The sequence below is a fragment of the Hydrogenophaga sp. 2FB genome (genome assembly GCF_005503365.1).
In the GTDB taxonomy this organism is placed as follows: Bacteria; Pseudomonadota; Gammaproteobacteria; order Burkholderiales; family Burkholderiaceae_C; genus Hydrogenophaga.
In genome coordinates this window covers 56,328-72,285 of record NZ_SCML01000004.1, presented here as the reverse complement: position 1 = coordinate 72,285, position 15,958 = coordinate 56,328, and the positions used below count along the sequence as shown (strand labels likewise).

Sequence of the window (15,958 nt, the reverse complement as noted above, 5' to 3'; positions counted from 1 at the left end):
ATTTCTGACATCCACGCCCAGGCGCCATCTGCGCCCTGGGTGTTTTCGTTTCAAGGTGATCGGGTATGGGACTTTTCGAACGTTATCTGACGGTTTGGGTGACCTTAGGCATCGCTGCAGGCGTGGGCCTGGGCTTGGCGCTGCCAAGCATCTTCGAGGCGGTGGCAGCGCTGGAGATCGCGCACGTCAACCTCGTGGTCGCCGTGTTCATCTGGGTGATGATCTACCCGATGATGATCCAGATCGACTGGTCAGCCGTGAAGGGCGTCGGCAGGCGTCCCCAGGGCCTGGTGCTCACCCTGGTGGTGAACTGGCTCATCAAGCCTTTCACCATGGCAGCGCTGGGCGTGCTGTTCTTCCAATACCTCTTCGCACCCTGGGTCGATCCGCAGTCGGCCAAGGAGTACATCGCCGGCATGATCCTGCTCGGCGTCGCGCCGTGTACGGCGATGGTGTTTGTCTGGAGCCGGCTCGTCAAAGGCGATGCCAACTACACCCTGGTGCAGGTCTCGGTGAACGACCTCATCATGGTCGTGGCGTATGCGCCCATCGCGGCTGCGTATTTCGGCGAATGTGACCGGTCATTTCGGCGCATCGTGACCGGTGGTCAGAGCGATGTTCTCAGCGCCGTTTCGGTAACGTGACCGCCCGTTTCGGCGATCGTGACCGCCGTGATGCTGGCGGTGCTGCGTAGGGGGTTGAGTTTACGGTTTTGGAGAGGCTGTCAGGTCTTCATGGGGGTCCTTGATGGTCGTTTTTGAAACAGTTGCAGTGCGCGCCGTGCGGCCCGTTCGTCGCGACTCACCGTCCAGGCTGAAGCGCCGGCAACTCTGCAGCAACCGGTCCAGAATGGCGTCGGCAACGGTGGGGTCGCCCAGCCAGGCGTGCCAATGCTCGATGGGCAATTGGTGGGCGATGATGGTGGCGCGCTGCCCCACCCGGTCATCGATGACCTCCAGCAAATCGGCACGCGTGGCGGCGTCCAGGTGTCCGATGCCCCAGTCGTCCAGCACCAGCACGTCGATCTTGGCGAGTTGCTGTAGCCAGCGTCGGAAGCTGCCGGCCCCATGCAAGATGCGCAGCTCTTCTGCCAGTCGAGGCACGCGCAAGTACAGCGCGGAGCGACCTTGCCGGCACGCGTATTGGGCCAGCGCACACGCCAGCCAAGTCTTGCCCAAGCCTGTGGCACCGGCCAGGGTCACCGTCTCGCCGCGATCGATCCAGGTGGACAGCGCAAGGCCCATGAGGGCCGGACGGTCCATTCCCCGGATGCCCTCGAAGCTGGCGTCCTCCAAGGTGGCCGAGGGGTACTTGAGCTGCGCCTGTTGCAGCAGACGCGCTCGCTTGCGGTCACTGCGGGCGTAGACCTCGCGCTCGACCAGCAAGGCCAGGCGCTCATCAAAGGACAGATTCAGGCAGTCGGCCTGTTCGTGTTGCTGTTGCAAGGCATCGGCGAAGCCCACGAGTTTGAGGGAGCGCAGCTGGGCGATGGTGGTGTTGTTGAGCATGGTGATGATGTCCTGAAGCCGTGGATTGGAGATAGAAACCATGGGGGCGGTGGCGGTGGCGGTGGCGGCGGCGGTGGCGCCACCTCACTGGTAGTAGCCCGGGCCGCGCAGATTGGCGTGCGCCGGGCTGGTCCAGTCCGACTCGGACTGGGGCGTGATCTGGTCACAGTTGTTGGCCAGCAAGTCACGCACATGGCTGTAGCGCAATGTGCCCAAGGCCAGCGCCCGTTCGCAGGCGGCCTCCAGCCGCACCGGGCCGTACCTCTTGGACAGGCTCAGCAAACCCAGGCAAGACCGGTAGCCATGCTCGGGATGCTTGTAGGTCTGCAGCAAACGGGTGATCAACTCACCGCAGGCCACACCGATGCGCTGCCCCCATTCGATCAGGCGCTGTGGCGTCCACTCCATGTGGGCGCGGTGGGCCGCGGGCATGTGTGCCTCCACGGTAGAGAAACCCCCACGCTTGTCGCTGCGCGCGTGGGCGGCCACGCGCTGGCCGCGCAAGAGCAACTCGATGCCGCGTCCGGTCATGCGAGCCTCCAGCGTCTGACCGACCAGCGGGTGCGGTGCGCTGTAACGATGACCGTCGATCTCGACGTGGTAGTCGATATGGACCTTCACGGTCTTGAAGCGCGCGAGTTCATAGGGTTGCTGCGGCAGCGGCATCAGGGCTGGGGCGTCCAGCTCGGCGAACACGCTGGCGCGACTGCCCGCCAGCTTCTGAAACGGCCGCTCGTTCAGGCTGGGGAGCAGCTGCGCAATGGCCGCGTCAACCTGAGCGACGCTCTCAAATCGCTGGTGGCGCAGCCTGGCCAGGATCCAGCGTGTGACGACCTGAACCGAGCTCTCGGCTGTGGCCTTGTCGCGTGGCGCGCGCGGGCGTGCAGGCAACACCGAGGTGCCGTAGTAGCGGGCCAGGTCCTGCACCGTCTCGTTGGCACGTGGCTCGTAACGGTCTGGCGAGGCGATCACGGCACGGGCGTTGTCAGGCACGATGAGCTGCGGCACACCCCCGTAGAAGTGCAGAGCGCGCACCATGCCCTCGACCCAGTCATCCAGGCGCTGCGCGGGCGTGGCGCAGGCAAAGACGCAACTGGAGGCGGCCATGGCCGAGACGAAGACCTGGGCACGGGCGCCATCGCGCAAGGGCACCGTGGAGCCAGCGAAGTCGATGAACAGCTTCTCGCCGGCGCGCCGGTGCTGGCGCATCGAGCGCTTGAGGGTTTGGGCGAAGTCCTTGTAGTGACCGCAGAACTGGGTGTAGCGCCAGGTACGACCATGGGGATGGGCCTCCACGTACTCCTGCCACAGCAGCATGAGTGTCACGCCCTTGCGGTCGAGTTCGCGGTGGATGCGGCCCCAGTCGGGGGTGATGTAGGGCTGGGAGGTGGTGGCCTTGGGCAGCAGGGCGGAGGTCAGTCGCTGCTCGCTCCAATCCTGGACAGTCTCCCAATCCAGGCCAGCAGCATGGGCCAGGCCAACGTACTTGGCCACGGCCCCTTTGGAGATGTTGAGGGTGGCGGCGACTTGCTCGTGAGAGAGGTCGGCCTGCCACTTCAGGCGGATAACGTCTTTGATCATGCGTAGAGAAATTCGAGGTTTGGGCATCCGGCTCCTGAAGGCAAAAGCCGTCGAGGTTAGGACGCCCGGGTTGAGTTCTCTACGCAGCACCGCCTGGCTTCAGATCCCACAAAAACGTGGGCTGAAACGGCGGTCACGATGACCGAAATGATCGGTCACGTTGCCGAAACGGCCGGTCACGATGAACCGAAAACGGAGTCGGTCACGATGGGCCGAAATCCTCGGTCACGATACCGAAATCAGCGGTCACGTTGGTCCGAAATACCCACGCGGCCTTCCTGCTGGGCGTGACCGACGTGAGCGTGCCATGGGAAACGCTGTTGCTGTCCACGGTGCTGTACGTGGTGCTGCCACTGCTGGCCGGCATGGCCACGCGCCACCTGCTGGGCAGAAAATCCGATCACGCTCTGGGCGCCTTCGTGGCCAGGCTCAAGCCCTGGTCGGTAGCCGGGCTCATCGCCACCGTGGTGCTGCTGTTCGGCTTCCAGGCGCGGACCATCGTCGCGCAGCCGTTGGTCATTGCGCTCATCGCGGTGCCGCTGGTGTTGCAGTCGTACGGAATCTTCTTCATCACTTGGTGGGGCGCGAAGTGGCTCAAGCTGCGTCACGACATTGCCGGGCCGGCGTGCCTGATCGGCACGTCCAATTTTTTCGAACTGGCCGTGGCGGTCGCGATCTCGCTGTTCGGGTTGAACTCGGGCGCGGCGCTGGCCACCGTGGTCGGGGTGTTGGTGGAGGTGCCGGTGATGCTGTCGCTGGTGGCACTGGTCAACGCCTGGAGACCGGCGTGCACACTCCTCAACACATCACACGACGACATTGGAAAACGCATTCATGCCTCTCGCTGATTTGCCGCAACTGGCCGCCGAACATTTCCAGACACCGGACCCACAACGTCTTCGCCCCGCGAACCCCTCAACGCACGCGCCGCGCATCCTGCTGCTCTATGGCTCGCTGCGCGAACGTTCGTTCAGCCGCCTGGTGGTGGAAGAGTCGGCCCGCCTGCTGCAGGCCATGGGTGCCGAGACGCGCGTGTTCAATCCCAGCGGCCTGCCACTGCCCGATGACGCGCCCGAGACTCACCCCAAGGTGGTCGAGCTGCGAGAGCTCGCGGCCTGGGCCGAGGGCATGGTGTGGTGCTCGCCCGAGCGCCACGGCGCCATGACCGGCATCATGAAAGCGCAGATCGACTGGATACCGCTCGCGCTGGGTGCGGTGCGGCCCACGCAAGGCAAGACGCTGGCGGTGATGCAGGTCAGCGGCGGATCGCAGTCGTTCAACGCGGTCAACCAGATGCGAGTGCTCGGACGCTGGATGCGCATGCTCACCATTCCCAACCAGTCCTCGATCGCCAAGGCCTTTCAAGAGTTCGACCAACACGACCGCCTCAAGCCATCGGCTTACTTCGATCGCGTGGTGGACGTACTGGAGGAACTGATGAAGTTCACCCTGCTCACGCGCGACGCGGCGCCGTACCTGGTGGACCGCTACAGCGAACGCAAGGAAAGTGCCGAGCAACTGATGCAGCGGGTGAACCAATTGGCGATATAGGTCAAGAATGGGAATTTTCTCCCTATCAGGAAGTAGCTGTTGTCTTCCACTGAACACTGACCCAGTCACAGATCGGCGCAATTCAACAATTTGGCATAAGTGCGCCGAGTCGCTTACCCCTCTAGCTCATCTGGACCGTGGATGCCCAGAAGCCCATGGCTGGCCGTGCATTGGCCCCCAGACGGTCCCAGGAGCGTCCGAACCGAGCGCGGCATGGGGCAGACCCCTCCGAGGTCTGGGAACGCTGTGAGGCCGCTACGACGGCGCACTCCTACATCCAGCAGAAGCAGGGCGTCCCCGATGGCCTGCGCGTGGTGCCTGACGGTGACTCTCTGGTCATCGCTGGCGAGCGCATGGCGGGGGCGCTGGTCGTTCCTGTTCGGCGTGCGGATGGCTCCATTTCCAGCCTGCAGCTTATCGCGGCACCAGAGACGGCTGCACGCCTGAAGGCGGCCGGAAGGCCGGCCAAGCTGAATCTACCGGGGGCGAGCTTGCAGGGGTGGCACGTCGTTGGCGACCTCGCTCCTGGCGCGCTGGTGTACCTGTGCGAGGGCATCGGTCAGGCATGGGCCGCGTGGAAGGCGACTGGTCGGCCTGCGGTGGTGTGCTTTGGCTGGGGCAGGGTTCGGACGGTTGCGACCGAGCTGCGTGCCGCTGACCCGTCCGCATGCCTAGTCGTGGTTCCGGATGTAGGCAAGGAGCCCGAGGCGGAGGCACTCGCACAAGACCTGCGCATCGAGTACATGGCTATGCCCGAAGGCTGGCCGCAGAATTCGGACATCAATGACTTGGCCCAGCGTGACGGCATGGATGCGGTGGAGGCTCTTCTGTCCACCCCCAAGGCGCCGGCACAGCGGTACAAGCTGCTGAGCGCTTCTGACCTTGCTGCTCTCCCGCCGCTGGCCTGGCGCGTTCGTGGTGTCCTTCCTGCTGTCGGCCTCGCGGGGTTGTACGGACCTAGCGCCTCGGGGAAATCGTTCCTCGCCCTGGACATGGCTGCCGCCATCGCTGAGGGTGCGCGCTGGTTCGATTGCCGCACTGAGACCGCCCCGGTGGTCTATGCAGCATTGGAGGGTGAGGGCGGGTTTCGACTCCGGGTCGCAGCTTGGGAGGCTCACAGGGGGCGTGGCCTTCCGCATTCCCTGCACATGCTCCTCCAGCCATTCAAGTTGACCGACCTGCGGGACGTGCATGACCTGGCGGCTGTGGTTCCTCATGGCGCGGTCGTGTTCCTCGACACGTTGAATCGAGCCGCGCCCACATCAGACGAAAACAGCTCAAAGGACATGGGCGAAATTCTTGAAGCCGCCAAACACCTGCAGGCGCTCATCGCCGGACTGGTGGTGCTGGTGCATCACACCGGCAAGGACGCAACGCGTGGGCTCCGTGGGCATAGTTCCCTGTTCGCTGCCATGGATGCAGCGGTCGAGGTGTCGCGAGAGGGTGAGCGCAGGGAGTGGCGGGTGGCGAAGTCCAAAGACGGCGCGGACGGGGAGGTGAAAGCGTTCCGGCTGCAAGTCGAGATGCTCGGGACCGACGAATACGGGGACGCCATCACATCGTGCGTGGTGATGCGTGACAAGGTTTGCGAGGAAGTGCAGCGCGCCAAACTTCCGGCGGGGGGCAATCAGCGGCTAGTGCTGGAGGCGCTTCGCCCGTTGTTCAAGGAAGGTCAGAGCGGGAAGCCCGGGGCGCCCCCATTGCGACCATGTGTCGAACTCGATGCTGCCGTGGCTGCCGGCTCCGCTCGCCTGACGTGCCCTACCGACAAGCGAAACAGCCGTGCCAGGGAGGCGATTACCGGCCTTCTTTCCCGTGGCGTGCTTGGGCTGAATGAGGGGTGGCTATGGTTGGCATGAATCTCCGAACTTCGCCGTTTTCTCCGTTTCCGGAGAGTGCCGGAGTCTCCGAAAGTCTCCGCTCCCCCTATAGGGGGGAGGAGCGAACCGGAGGAGGACTTCAGGAGCGTGGCCAATCGATGAATGCGGGCCAGGGTTCCAGTCTGGAGGATGAGCTTTCGCAGCTGCTCCACGCGAATGCGGTCACCACATTCATGCGCGGCTTTCACCCGAAGGAGCGGGCGACTCCCAAGCGGAGAGGGCGCCCGAAGAAGCGTACTGAGGAGCTGTTCGGGGAGGTACTTCGTGGACATCGCGCAATCGCCGACTGGTTTGAAAAGGAGCACGGGCGCATGGCGACCTCCGATGTTGAACTCTTTGAGAGCTTTCGCGCCTACGCCCTGTCACTCGCGCCAGACCAGAGCAGGGAATCAAACGCCTTGTCCATCGGCTACAGCATGAAGACCGTGCAGAACGTTCTGGGACAGGCTCGCCGCTTCTTCCGAGAGCATCCCGAAAAATGCCCATTTCTCGGGGTGGACGCAGAACGTGATACGGATTGCAATCAAGGTTCAGAAAGTGAGAGCAGATGACAGTTTTAGTCTTGAGCCATTGGCTCAATCAGCAACCTACGCCGCTTCCCACGACAGATGCGGAGCGACATGACGCCTTCTCGAAGTACGCCGTGAATGTCGCAAATGGTCAATTCCCTTGGCTCATGCCGTTGCTCACAGAGGCTTCGGCGACGTTGTACGTAGGCCCCTCGGTCTTCTTCTTCCGGTTGCCATCTCAGCCGGGGCAGTGGCACGAGGTGCCCGAGATGTCCCGACTGATTCCCATGGTCCCATGGGCTGAGCGGGAAGAGACGCCTCAGTAAACATTCGCAAGGCAAAAGGAATCTCAAATGGCAAAGGGTCTTCTCGATTTCGTCTCCACCCCAGAAGGTCAGGGCTTGCTCTCTGCCGCGTTCGGTGGCTTGGCCGGTGCCCGACGTGGGCAACCGTTGAACAGCATCGGGCGAGGTGGCCTGGCTGGATTGGCCGGCTATGCACAGGCCCAAGACCGAGTCACGCAAGAGCAGGAGAGCGCCACGCAGCGCAAGTACCGCGACATGCAGATGCAGGAACTTGAACGCAAGGGCGCGCAGCAGGTGGCCCAGGATAAGTGGCGCGCCGGCTTGCCCACCTTGTTGGAGCCCAAGCCCGTTGAACTCGACCAGTTCACGGGCACGACTCAACTTCAATCTCCGTCTCAGGAGGTTGTGCAGAAGTACCTCATGGACCCCGCGTCTCCGTTTGCTGACAAGGTGCTTGAACAGAAGCTGTTTCCCAAACAGGGCGAAGCGTTCACGCTTTCTCCGGGGCAGACGCGATACGGGATTGACGGGCGGCCAGTTGCGTCTGTTCCCGAGCAGCAGAAGAGAACTTCCCTCGAAGAGATGCTCGATGCAGCCGGCATCAAGGACCCTGCAGTTCGTCAACGATTCATCCTCGACGGGCTCAAGAAGCAGACCTCGCATGCACCTGCCGCAAACACCAACGTGGTGTTGAAGCAAGAAGGCGAGGAAGCCAAGTCGGTTGGCAAGTTCTTCGGTGACGCGTACGCCAACATGCAAAACGCTGGCTTCTCGGCGCAGACCAAAGTGAACCGCTACGACCGGTTGGGCCAGCTCTTGGACGGAGTGAACACCGGCAAATTTGCAGGCGCTGGTCTCGAAGTATCGAAGGCGGCCAACTCGCTCGGGTTCAACCTGGACCCCAACATGGCCAACAAGGAAGCCGCGCAGGCGTTGTCCGGCGAAATCGCTCTCGAACTTCGCAATCCCTCGGGAGGTGCGGGCATGCCTGGAGCAATGTCCGATGCTGACCGCCAGTTCCTGGTGAACATGGTTCCCGGTCTTGCCACAACGCCCGATGGCAGGAAGCTGATGCTTGAGACAGCGAAGAAGCTGGCTCAGCGAGACATGGAAGTTGCGCGCCTGGGTCGCGAGTACAGAAAGCGAAACGGCTCCATCGACGAAGGGTTCTATGACGAACTGACGCGGTACTCGACGGCGAACCCGCTGTTCGGACAGCAGAGCGCCCCTGCGCCTAGTGCCAACGGGTTCACCATCAAGCGCGTGAGGTAAGCCATGGCCAAGTACGAGATTTCCGGTCCTGACGGTGCGGTGTTCGAGGTAGAAGCTCCCGATGCTGCGAGTGAAGCTGAAGTACTCGCCTTCGCTCAGGCGCAGATGGGTGAGAGCAAGACCGAGAGCTATCACAGCGGTCGCCAAGAGGGCAATCCTGTCGTTCGAGGTCTGTCGAATGTCCTCCAAGGGCCGACGTTCGGATTTGGTGATGAACTGGCTGGCGCTGTCGGTGGAGCCTACAAGACGCTCACGGGCGATAAGCCGTTTAAGGAGAACTATCGGGACACTCGGGACTACATGCGCGGCGTGCAGGACCAGTACCGGGAGGAGTTCCCGATTGGGTCCGTAGCCACGCAGTTCATGGGTGCAGCTCCAACGCTGGTGTTGAACCCCTTGGGTGCGGGGGTCAACCGTTCAATTGCGATGGTCTCGCCACGAGCAGCGGCCTGGTTGAACCCAGCCACGAAGCTGACCGGCGTTGGGGCCAATACTGTCCGCGCAGCCACGTCGGGCGGTGGATATGGTGCTGTGAGCGGAGCAGGGGACTCGACGGCTGAGAATTTTTCTGGCGTGCTGGGTGATGCCGCGAAGGGCGCTGCAACCGGTGCGGTGACGGCAGGCGCTCTTCAGCCCGTGCAGATGGGTGTGGGTGCGGTAGGCCGCAACGTGGCGCAGAGGGTCTCGGACGGCTCGGCCAATACCTACGCACAGCAGAAAGTGGCGCAGTCGCTGGTGAGAGATGGTCGTGGTTCGGTGGTGGAGTCGGGTGCAATCAATCCGATTGGTCAAGTGGACGCACGTTTTCGCAAGCTCGGGCCGGAAAGCACCGTCGCAGATGCGGGTGGAGAGAACACGCGGCAGCTTCTCGACACGCTCGCTACCTTGCCAGGCAGAACCAAGGACCGGGCGCAGACGCTCATTCGAGACCGTCAGTCCGGTAGGGCCGGACGCTTGGTGGGGGCTGCTGATGATGCGTTGGGCACGCGAGGCGCGGGCTTTCAGCAGACCATCGAGGCATTGGACAGCGCACGCCGGCAAGCTGCAGCGCCGTACTACAGTCAGCTCGAAGGACTCACTGCGCAGGTAGATGACGATGTCATGTCGTTGCTTGGTAAGACCATGGGCATTCATGGGGAGGCTCAGAAGCTCTATCGCCTGCAGACCGGCGAAGACCTTCCCCTGGGCGGACTGAAGAAGGGGGACACCGTCCCCTTTGCCATGCTCGACACGCTCAAACAGTCTCTCTATGACGCGGCTGAAAACGCAAAGCGTCAAGGGAACAACAAGATGGCCCGCGCCATTGATGACGCGCGCGTTCAGCTCACCGGCAAGCTTGACAGCATCGCGCCCCAGGTGGATGGACAGTCGGTCTACAAACTCGCTCGGGACGCTTACGCCGGGCCATCCCAGTTGATTGAAGCGGCCGAGATGGGCAGGACCGCCATGAAGGCCGACACGTTTGATGTGTCTTCTGCTGTGCGCTCCATGAGCCAGTCGGAGGCCGAGGCGTTTCGCGTGGGTGCCCTGCAGGCCCTGCGCGAGAAATCGGGCACCCAGTCCGGACAGACTTCCCTGCTGAAGATGTGGATGGAGCCATCCACTCGCGACCGCTTGAAAGCCATCTTCGGGAAGGACTTCCGCGAGTTCTCGGCGGCAGTGGCCAAGGAAGCCCGCCTCAAGGGCCTGGAGGGCGTCGGTCGTGGCTCTCAAACCGCATCGCGCATGTACGGCGCTGGAGACCTTGATGTTGCGCCGCTGCTCGACACCGCCACTTTTGCGACCAGTGCGGCGCATGGCAACGCTCCTGGAATGCTGACGGGCGCTGCAAACCTTTGGAACAGGGTCAAGACCCCTGAGGCTGTGCGCGACAGCATGGGGCGCATCCTGATGTCCCAAGGCCAGGAAGGGGCCGCCAACCTGCAATCGCTTCGCGGTCTGCTGGGGCGGTTGAATGAGGAGCGCGCATCGCGTGCGGAGCGGTCTGGCGCGCTGTACGGGCTAGGTGCAGGGCTCCTCGGGAGCGACAAGCCCATCGGCGGACTGCTGGGTCAATGAAGAGGAGCATTGCGCAATCCATGAAAGCCACCAAATCCAAGCAAGTCTCGACAACCACCCCGGCGGTGGCGGCAAAACCGGAAACGCCTAAGAGCAGGCTCCTGACGATGGTGATGCCAAAAGGAGTAACGCTGGACCGGGCTAACGCTGACATGGCCACACAAGGACTGGTCACCAACGCCAGTTTGGTGACGACGTTCTCACGTTGGGAGCTGAGCGAGTTGTCTCTCACAGACATGGTCGCCAGCCTGAAGGAGAGCGGGACCGCAGTGAACAACGGAGACTTGAAGGGCGCGGAGCAGATGCTCAATGCTCAGGCGGTGTCTCTCAACTCAATCTTCGCCGAGTTGGCCCGAAGGTCCGCCATGAACGTGGGGGAGCACATGGAGGCCATGGAGCGGTACATGCGCCTTGCACTGAAGGCTCAAGGCCAATGCCGTGCCACGCTCGAAACGCTCGCCGCCATCAAGAACCCTCCCGTGGTGTTCGCTCGCCAGGCAAACATCTCCAATGGTCCGCAGCAGGTGAATAACGGGGTGCCCACGCATTTCGAGACCAATACGCGCGCACATGCACCCGCGCAGGCGTGCGGAGAAATCGAAAACCAGCCAACCAAACTTTTAGAAGGAACGCTGAATGGCGGCACGACTTTGGACGTCGGAACAACGGGAGCGGCAACGCGTGGCCATCAAGAGTTGGAAGCCGTGGGAGCAGTCCACAGGTCCAAGGACCCCCGACGGCAAGGCCAGGGTTAGCCGCAACGGCTGGAAGGGTGGCACTAGGCTGGTGTTACGAGACCTGGCCAGTGCGATGAGGGAGCAGCGAGGGCGCCTAAGTGACGCAAGGTGAAGACAGCACTCCTGCTGAGCTGAATGCTACGATAGGCGGTAATACCCACAGCAGCAGGCCGTTTCAAACCCCTCACTCCGTGAAAACAGAGTTCCTTAAACCTCGCCTCGTCGGCAAACGGTTCGACGGCCACACGATACCTGTGGAAGTCCTGAAGGACTGGGCGGCGTTCGAGGGTCTGGTGGTGCAGGCTGCGCGTTGGCTCTACCTGGAGGAGTACCCGAAGCGAAAGCGGACTCCCCGTGGCTTCGCTCAGAGCTTTGAGCTACACCTCACTCGGGTTGAAGACGGAAGCGCGGTCGCGGTCTTGGAATACTCTCATCCAACCCTCATCCCCGACCAGTTCGCCCCGTGGTTTGAAAAGGCCCGCGACCGCGTGCTTGCAACTATCGACGCTGCGAATCGGGGCCAACCAATTGATGACCTTCTGCCGAAGGCGTTGCTTGCGTATTTCGACCAGTTTGGTCGTTCGCTGCGGGACGACGAGAGGGTTGAGTTCTCGCGCGAGGCAGCGAATGACACAGTCGTTTATGACAACAAGGTGCGGAAAATTCTCGTCTTGAAGTCGGCGGCGGTGTACAGGACTGAAGAGTCTGTTCGAGGGTCGATGTCTGAGTTGAACCTTGAGAACAAGACGTTCACCCTCAAGCTCGTCGATGGAGAGAGGGTAATCGGGCAATTTAGCGACGAGCTGCGCGATGCCGCGCTAGGCGCGCTGCAGGTCTTTGGTGAGTCCCTCGTCATGGTCGAGGGTGCAGTGGTTCGCGACCACTTGGACAATCGCAAACGAATTGAGCAAGTGACTCGGATTGAGCCACTTGACCCGCTCGATGTTCCAGCTCGGCTGGAGAGCATCGGTTTGTTGCGGGATGGCTGGCTGGACGGCGAGGGAGTCCGCCCACTTTCGGCCGGACTCGATTGGCTTTCGAGAGCATGGGCCGCCTTGTGGCCTGAAGACTCGCCGCTCCCATACGTATATCCAACCCCACACGGAGGCGTGCAGTTGGAGTGGAGTTTTGGCTCGTGCTCCGCCACTTTCGAGCTGGACCTTGAGACTCAGCGAGGGGAGTTTCTTTCGGTGCTCACAGAGAACGGTGAGGTCCTGCACGAGCTGGAGCTCGACTTGGGCGAGCCCGTAGGATGGCTTGATTTGAACTCTGCAGTGCTTGAGTGCAACAAGAAAAACTGAAGTTGCACAGCATGGCAGGCGACGACCAATTGTTCCACCGTCAAGTTCATCCTTCTTGGGTTCAAGAGGGAAGGGTCACGAGCCAGGCTTTCCGACCCACACCCAAAGATGAAGGTCTGCTGTCCGTGTACGACGGTGCGATGATTGCTCCAGAGCCCAGTTTCGCCCACTACACCACCGTGCTAAAGCTTGCGGCGTGTGGCACTGTAAGCGTGACACCTGCGGAGGTGTCATTGGTGGGCTTGCCATCACGCCCAGACCCTGAGCCCTTCCCCGAGCATGTCGTCATCGACTTTACGGAGCCCATGACTTCGGCAAAGCTGAAAGCCAAAGCGCAGGTACTGGCGGAGAAAGCCAGGCTTCGCGGCTGGACCTACTTCCCCTCCTAGTCGGCGGGGAAGACGCGCTGAGCAGTTCTCAGCGCGAAGCTGCCCTGTTAGGGGACATCTGGATGATTTCTGCGGGTGTCTTGAGGCCTGCAGCTTCATACATTGCCGCTACGGCGCGGCCTACCGAATCACGCACTGGGTCGGTATCGAGGCGGGCGTAGACAGCGGTCGAACCCGGATGCTTGTGGTTCAGGGTCTTCCCGATGATTACCATGCTTGCTCCAGTCCTTGCCTGCCAGCTTCCGAGTGTTCTACGCAGGTCATGCTGCCGGATGTTGCGCAGGCCCGAGGCTTTGAGAACCCTTGCCCACACCGACTTCAAATTGCCGATGTGTCCGGTCTTGCTCTTCCGCTCTGCGGGGAAGACAAACGCGCAACCCTCCTTGGCCATTTGCTCCCGCTCTTTCAAGAGAACGACGACCTCCGGCCCGAGTGGCACCGTCTGTGGCGTGCCATTTTTCGTCTTGGGGATATGCCACTCGGCGCTGTTCAAGTCCAACTCTGCCCATTGCATGGAGTGGACGTTCTCTCGCCTGACGCCGGTGAGGAGCTTGGTGAGGATGGCGTCTCGCGCCGCCTCGTTGGGCTCCTCAGTCAGCGCTTTGAAGAAGGGCGCAAGCTCGTTGGGGAGCAAGAAGCGCTCACGAGACTTTTGCGCAAAGCGGGTGTGACCGGACGCCGGGTTTGTGCCGGTGAAATAGGCCCGAACAGGCTTTGCTGCCCAGTTGTACATGGCTCTCAGTTGGTCCATCGCACGATTGGCCGTGACGTGGCCAGTAACCTTCACGGTGGACAGATTTTCAGATGCTTTGGGCTTCGGGAGCGGGCCGTGCCGCCTCTTGGCCTGGCGAGCGGCAATCTCTTCCCGAGCTTGTTCTTTGAGCGCCTCGCGTTCGTCCGCAGCCTCCTGGCGCCTGCGAAGAATAAGCTCGGGCAAGCCTTGGTGCCACTTTGCTACGTCTCTTCCGGTCACCTCCGATAGACGACGGTTGCCGAACTGAGGGGCGATATAGATGCGATGCACGATTTCAATGTTCTCTGCCGCGCGGACCCTCAATTTGGCGTGCTTCAGATACTCGGTATAGAGGTCGTTTACGGTCATCTCTCCCCGGCGTTCTCGCGCTGAGCTCGCGGGGCTAACGCCACCAGCTTGCTGGCCGGCAATCTCCAGCGCTCTCGTGCGAGCCTGTTCGGGTTTAACGGCGGGAAACTTGCCCAGAGTGACCCGCTCTACCTTGCTTGACCCTTTGGCGCGCCCAACGCACGAGAATGTCTTCACGCCGCGATTTGTTACCCTCAAGTACAGGCCCGGCACCCGCGCGTCTTTGTACTCGTTGCGGCCCTCTGAGGGGGTCGGCAGCGCCTCAATGGCACGAATGGTGAAGTCCAGTTTCTCAGCCATGGTGTTCCCCGGGGTAACGTTGGGGTAACAGCATACCGCGAACTCACGAAAGATTCCGAAATGACCGAAGTGCAAACTACAGAGGGAAAATGCTCCGAAGAAACGAATCGGAAACTTCCGAATATGGCTGGCCCTTTCTCTACGAACCAAGGGGTCGTGGGTTCAATTCCTGCCAGCCGCACCAGAACATCGTTCTAGAACAACGGGTTAGCTCCAAAAGAGCTAGCCCGTTTTTCTTTGCTGCGGGACTTTTGCGGGACTCGGAATTGATCATCAGCATCCGAGGCTCAAGTCCGTGTGCCGGCTTTCCGCAGCGCATGCTCCGCTTTCAGCGCCTGGAGGCTCTTGTTCCAGCCGTTGGTCGGCTTTGTGATCTTCTCCAGAGCTTCGTGAATCTCTCGGATCTGGGCCATGGAGTAGTGGTCCGTGACGGAGCGATTGCTGTGCCACAGGACGTCCCGCCGGGTCGACTCACTGACGCCAGCCTCACGCAGTCGCATGCCCACCGTATGGCGAAGGTCGTGGACATGCAGATCGCCCAGACCCGCCCTTGAGCGCGCTGCTTGCCACGCGCTGTTGTTCATGGCCTTGATTGGTCCAAGTTCACGGTGGCGCCAAGACATCGCGAAAACGTGGGTCGGGTGGTGCCCCCGCGCTTCCTCAATCACGGCCTGGGAAATGCTGTTGCACACCACCAGCTTTGAAGTGCGGCGCCCCTTGACGTTTTCTGGCGGGGTCTCGAAAACAGAGATGTTGAGCTCCGGCACTGGGATCTCCCAAGCCCATTGGAGATTGCAAACCACATCATCTCGCACGCCACTGTGCAGAGTAAACAGCGCCATGTCGTGAAGATGCTTCGGCAACTCCTTCAGCAAAAGCGCCTGCTCGTCCCAAGTGATCGGCCGTGGAGGACGCTGATGACCTGTCAAAGGCAACATGGTGATCAGGGGGGCAGAGACCAGCCAAGGTTTGCCCGACTCGGGATCGCGCCAAGTTCCCGCTGCCAGATTGAGGACTCGACGCACCGCGCCCAGGCTCAAATTGATCGATTTGTGTGAGATCTTTGCCTTGCGTCGAGCATCAATGAAAGGCTGCAGTGTTCCTGAATGAACTTGCTCAAGCAGAAGGTCGCCAATGTAGGGCATCACGGCCTTCAGGTGATAGCCAGATGACTCCACTGACGCCATATGCGCATTCTCTTCAATGAAGCGCCCAGCAGCTTGGTCAAAGGTAATCTGGGGGGTGACACCATGGACGCGCGTCTGCCGTAGTGCCTCTAGTTCCCGGGTGAGCCACGCTTCTGCGTCTTCATACGATCCAAAGCTTTGGTAAACCCGAACTCCTTCGACGAACTTATCGACGACCCAGCTGCCGTTTTGCCGTTTGTAGATGCCGGTTGATTTTTTTCCCATGGTGTTGCACTCGTTTTTTCTGGTTTTGTCTGCATGTCGTCGGCGCGAGCGAT

14 protein-coding genes are annotated in these 15,958 nt (G+C 61.5%); 10 read left to right on the top strand and 4 right to left on the bottom strand.

All coding sequences use genetic code 11. The features are described from left to right. Positions 1-65: 65 nt before the first annotated feature. Positions 66-644 (top strand): arsenic resistance protein, encoded by a 579-nt coding sequence (locus FFS09_RS03605; RefSeq protein WP_252374218.1) that lies wholly within the window; start codon positions 66-68, stop codon positions 642-644. Between the two features lie 60 nt (positions 645-704). Here FFS09_RS03605 and istB read toward each other — a convergent pair whose 3' ends face one another. Both istB and istA read right to left on the bottom strand, forming a co-directional pair. Next, positions 705-1,508: an IS21-like element helper ATPase IstB gene (gene istB / locus FFS09_RS03600; RefSeq protein ID WP_008904314.1), complete on the bottom strand. Its 804-nt coding sequence runs from the start codon at positions 1,506-1,508 to the stop codon at positions 705-707. Between the two features lie 84 nt (positions 1,509-1,592). Then, on the bottom strand, positions 1,593-3,116 hold the full coding sequence (gene istA / locus FFS09_RS03595; protein ID WP_137917491.1) for an IS21 family transposase: 1,524 nt from the start codon (positions 3,114-3,116) through the stop codon (positions 1,593-1,595). A gap of 224 nt (positions 3,117-3,340) precedes the next feature. Here istA and FFS09_RS03590 point away from each other — a divergent pair, with 224 nt between their 5' ends. From FFS09_RS03590 to FFS09_RS03550, 9 genes are all read left to right on the top strand, one after another. After that, a complete protein-coding gene (locus FFS09_RS03590; protein WP_252374217.1) occupies positions 3,341-3,937 on the top strand; it encodes an arsenic resistance protein in 597 nt (198 codons plus the stop codon). Further along, entirely contained in the window at positions 3,924-4,640 is a 717-nt protein-coding gene (arsH, locus tag FFS09_RS03585) for an arsenical resistance protein ArsH (protein ID WP_137917489.1), read from the top strand. The genes FFS09_RS03590 and arsH overlap by 14 nt, the downstream gene beginning before the upstream one ends. Before the next feature lie 353 nt (positions 4,641-4,993). Continuing rightward, entirely contained in the window at positions 4,994-6,499 is a 1,506-nt protein-coding gene (locus FFS09_RS03580; RefSeq protein ID WP_252374216.1) for an AAA family ATPase, read from the top strand. Between the two features lie 119 nt (positions 6,500-6,618). Further along, on the top strand, positions 6,619-7,071 hold the full coding sequence (locus FFS09_RS03575) for a hypothetical protein (RefSeq protein ID WP_137917487.1): 453 nt from the start codon (positions 6,619-6,621) through the stop codon (positions 7,069-7,071). Between the two features lie 311 nt (positions 7,072-7,382). Then, positions 7,383-8,606 carry a hypothetical protein gene (locus tag FFS09_RS03570; RefSeq protein ID WP_137917486.1) on the top strand — a complete coding sequence of 408 codons (1,224 nt, stop codon included), beginning with the start codon at positions 7,383-7,385 and terminating at the stop codon, positions 8,604-8,606. Between the two features lie 3 nt (positions 8,607-8,609). Beyond that, entirely contained in the window at positions 8,610-10,664 is a 2,055-nt protein-coding gene (locus FFS09_RS03565) for a hypothetical protein (RefSeq protein ID WP_137917484.1), read from the top strand. Positions 10,665-10,684: 20 nt separating this feature from the next. Continuing rightward, positions 10,685-11,419 (top strand): hypothetical protein, encoded by a 735-nt coding sequence (locus FFS09_RS30540; protein WP_171019851.1) that lies wholly within the window; start codon positions 10,685-10,687, stop codon positions 11,417-11,419. Positions 11,420-11,592: 173 nt separating this feature from the next. After that, entirely contained in the window at positions 11,593-12,702 is a 1,110-nt protein-coding gene (locus FFS09_RS03555) for a hypothetical protein (protein ID WP_137917482.1), read from the top strand. Then, entirely contained in the window at positions 12,684-13,091 is a 408-nt protein-coding gene (locus FFS09_RS03550) for a hypothetical protein (RefSeq protein ID WP_212745046.1), read from the top strand. Before FFS09_RS03555 ends, FFS09_RS03550 begins: the two co-directional genes overlap by 19 nt. A 28-nt stretch (positions 13,092-13,119) precedes the next feature. Here the strand turns inward: FFS09_RS03550 and FFS09_RS03545 are convergent, their stop codons facing one another. After that, complete coding sequence (locus FFS09_RS03545) at positions 13,120-14,493, bottom strand: tyrosine-type recombinase/integrase (protein WP_137917481.1); 1,374 nt, start codon at positions 14,491-14,493, stop codon at positions 13,120-13,122. A gap of 287 nt (positions 14,494-14,780) precedes the next feature. Continuing rightward, positions 14,781-15,905, bottom strand: a complete 1,125-nt coding sequence (locus tag FFS09_RS03540; protein WP_137917480.1) for a tyrosine-type recombinase/integrase — start codon at positions 15,903-15,905, stop codon at positions 14,781-14,783. Positions 15,906-15,958 lie beyond the last annotated feature (53 nt).

Excerpts from the sequence above, each read along its gene's own strand:
- FFS09_RS30540 (WP_171019851.1), top strand. The coding sequence starts at position 10,685 with ATGAAAGCCACCAAATCCAAGCAAGTCTCGACAACCACCCCGGCGGTG.
- istB (WP_008904314.1), bottom strand. The coding sequence starts at position 1,508 with ATGCTCAACAACACCACCATCGCCCAGCTGCGCTCCCTCAAACTCGTG.
- FFS09_RS03540 (WP_137917480.1), bottom strand. The coding sequence starts at position 15,905 with ATGGGAAAAAAATCAACCGGCATCTACAAACGGCAAAACGGCAGCTGG.
- istA (WP_137917491.1), bottom strand. The coding sequence starts at position 3,116 with ATGCCCAAACCTCGAATTTCTCTACGCATGATCAAAGACGTTATCCGC.
- FFS09_RS03580 (WP_252374216.1), top strand. The coding sequence starts at position 4,994 with ATGGCGGGGGCGCTGGTCGTTCCTGTTCGGCGTGCGGATGGCTCCATT.
- FFS09_RS03565 (WP_137917484.1), top strand. The coding sequence starts at position 8,610 with ATGGCCAAGTACGAGATTTCCGGTCCTGACGGTGCGGTGTTCGAGGTA.
- FFS09_RS03545 (WP_137917481.1), bottom strand. The coding sequence starts at position 14,493 with ATGGCTGAGAAACTGGACTTCACCATTCGTGCCATTGAGGCGCTGCCG.
- FFS09_RS03570 (WP_137917486.1), top strand. The coding sequence starts at position 7,383 with ATGGCAAAGGGTCTTCTCGATTTCGTCTCCACCCCAGAAGGTCAGGGC.
- arsH (WP_137917489.1), top strand. The coding sequence starts at position 3,924 with ATGCCTCTCGCTGATTTGCCGCAACTGGCCGCCGAACATTTCCAGACA.
- FFS09_RS03575 (WP_137917487.1), top strand. The coding sequence starts at position 6,619 with ATGAATGCGGGCCAGGGTTCCAGTCTGGAGGATGAGCTTTCGCAGCTG.
- FFS09_RS03605 (WP_252374218.1), top strand. The coding sequence starts at position 66 with ATGGGACTTTTCGAACGTTATCTGACGGTTTGGGTGACCTTAGGCATC.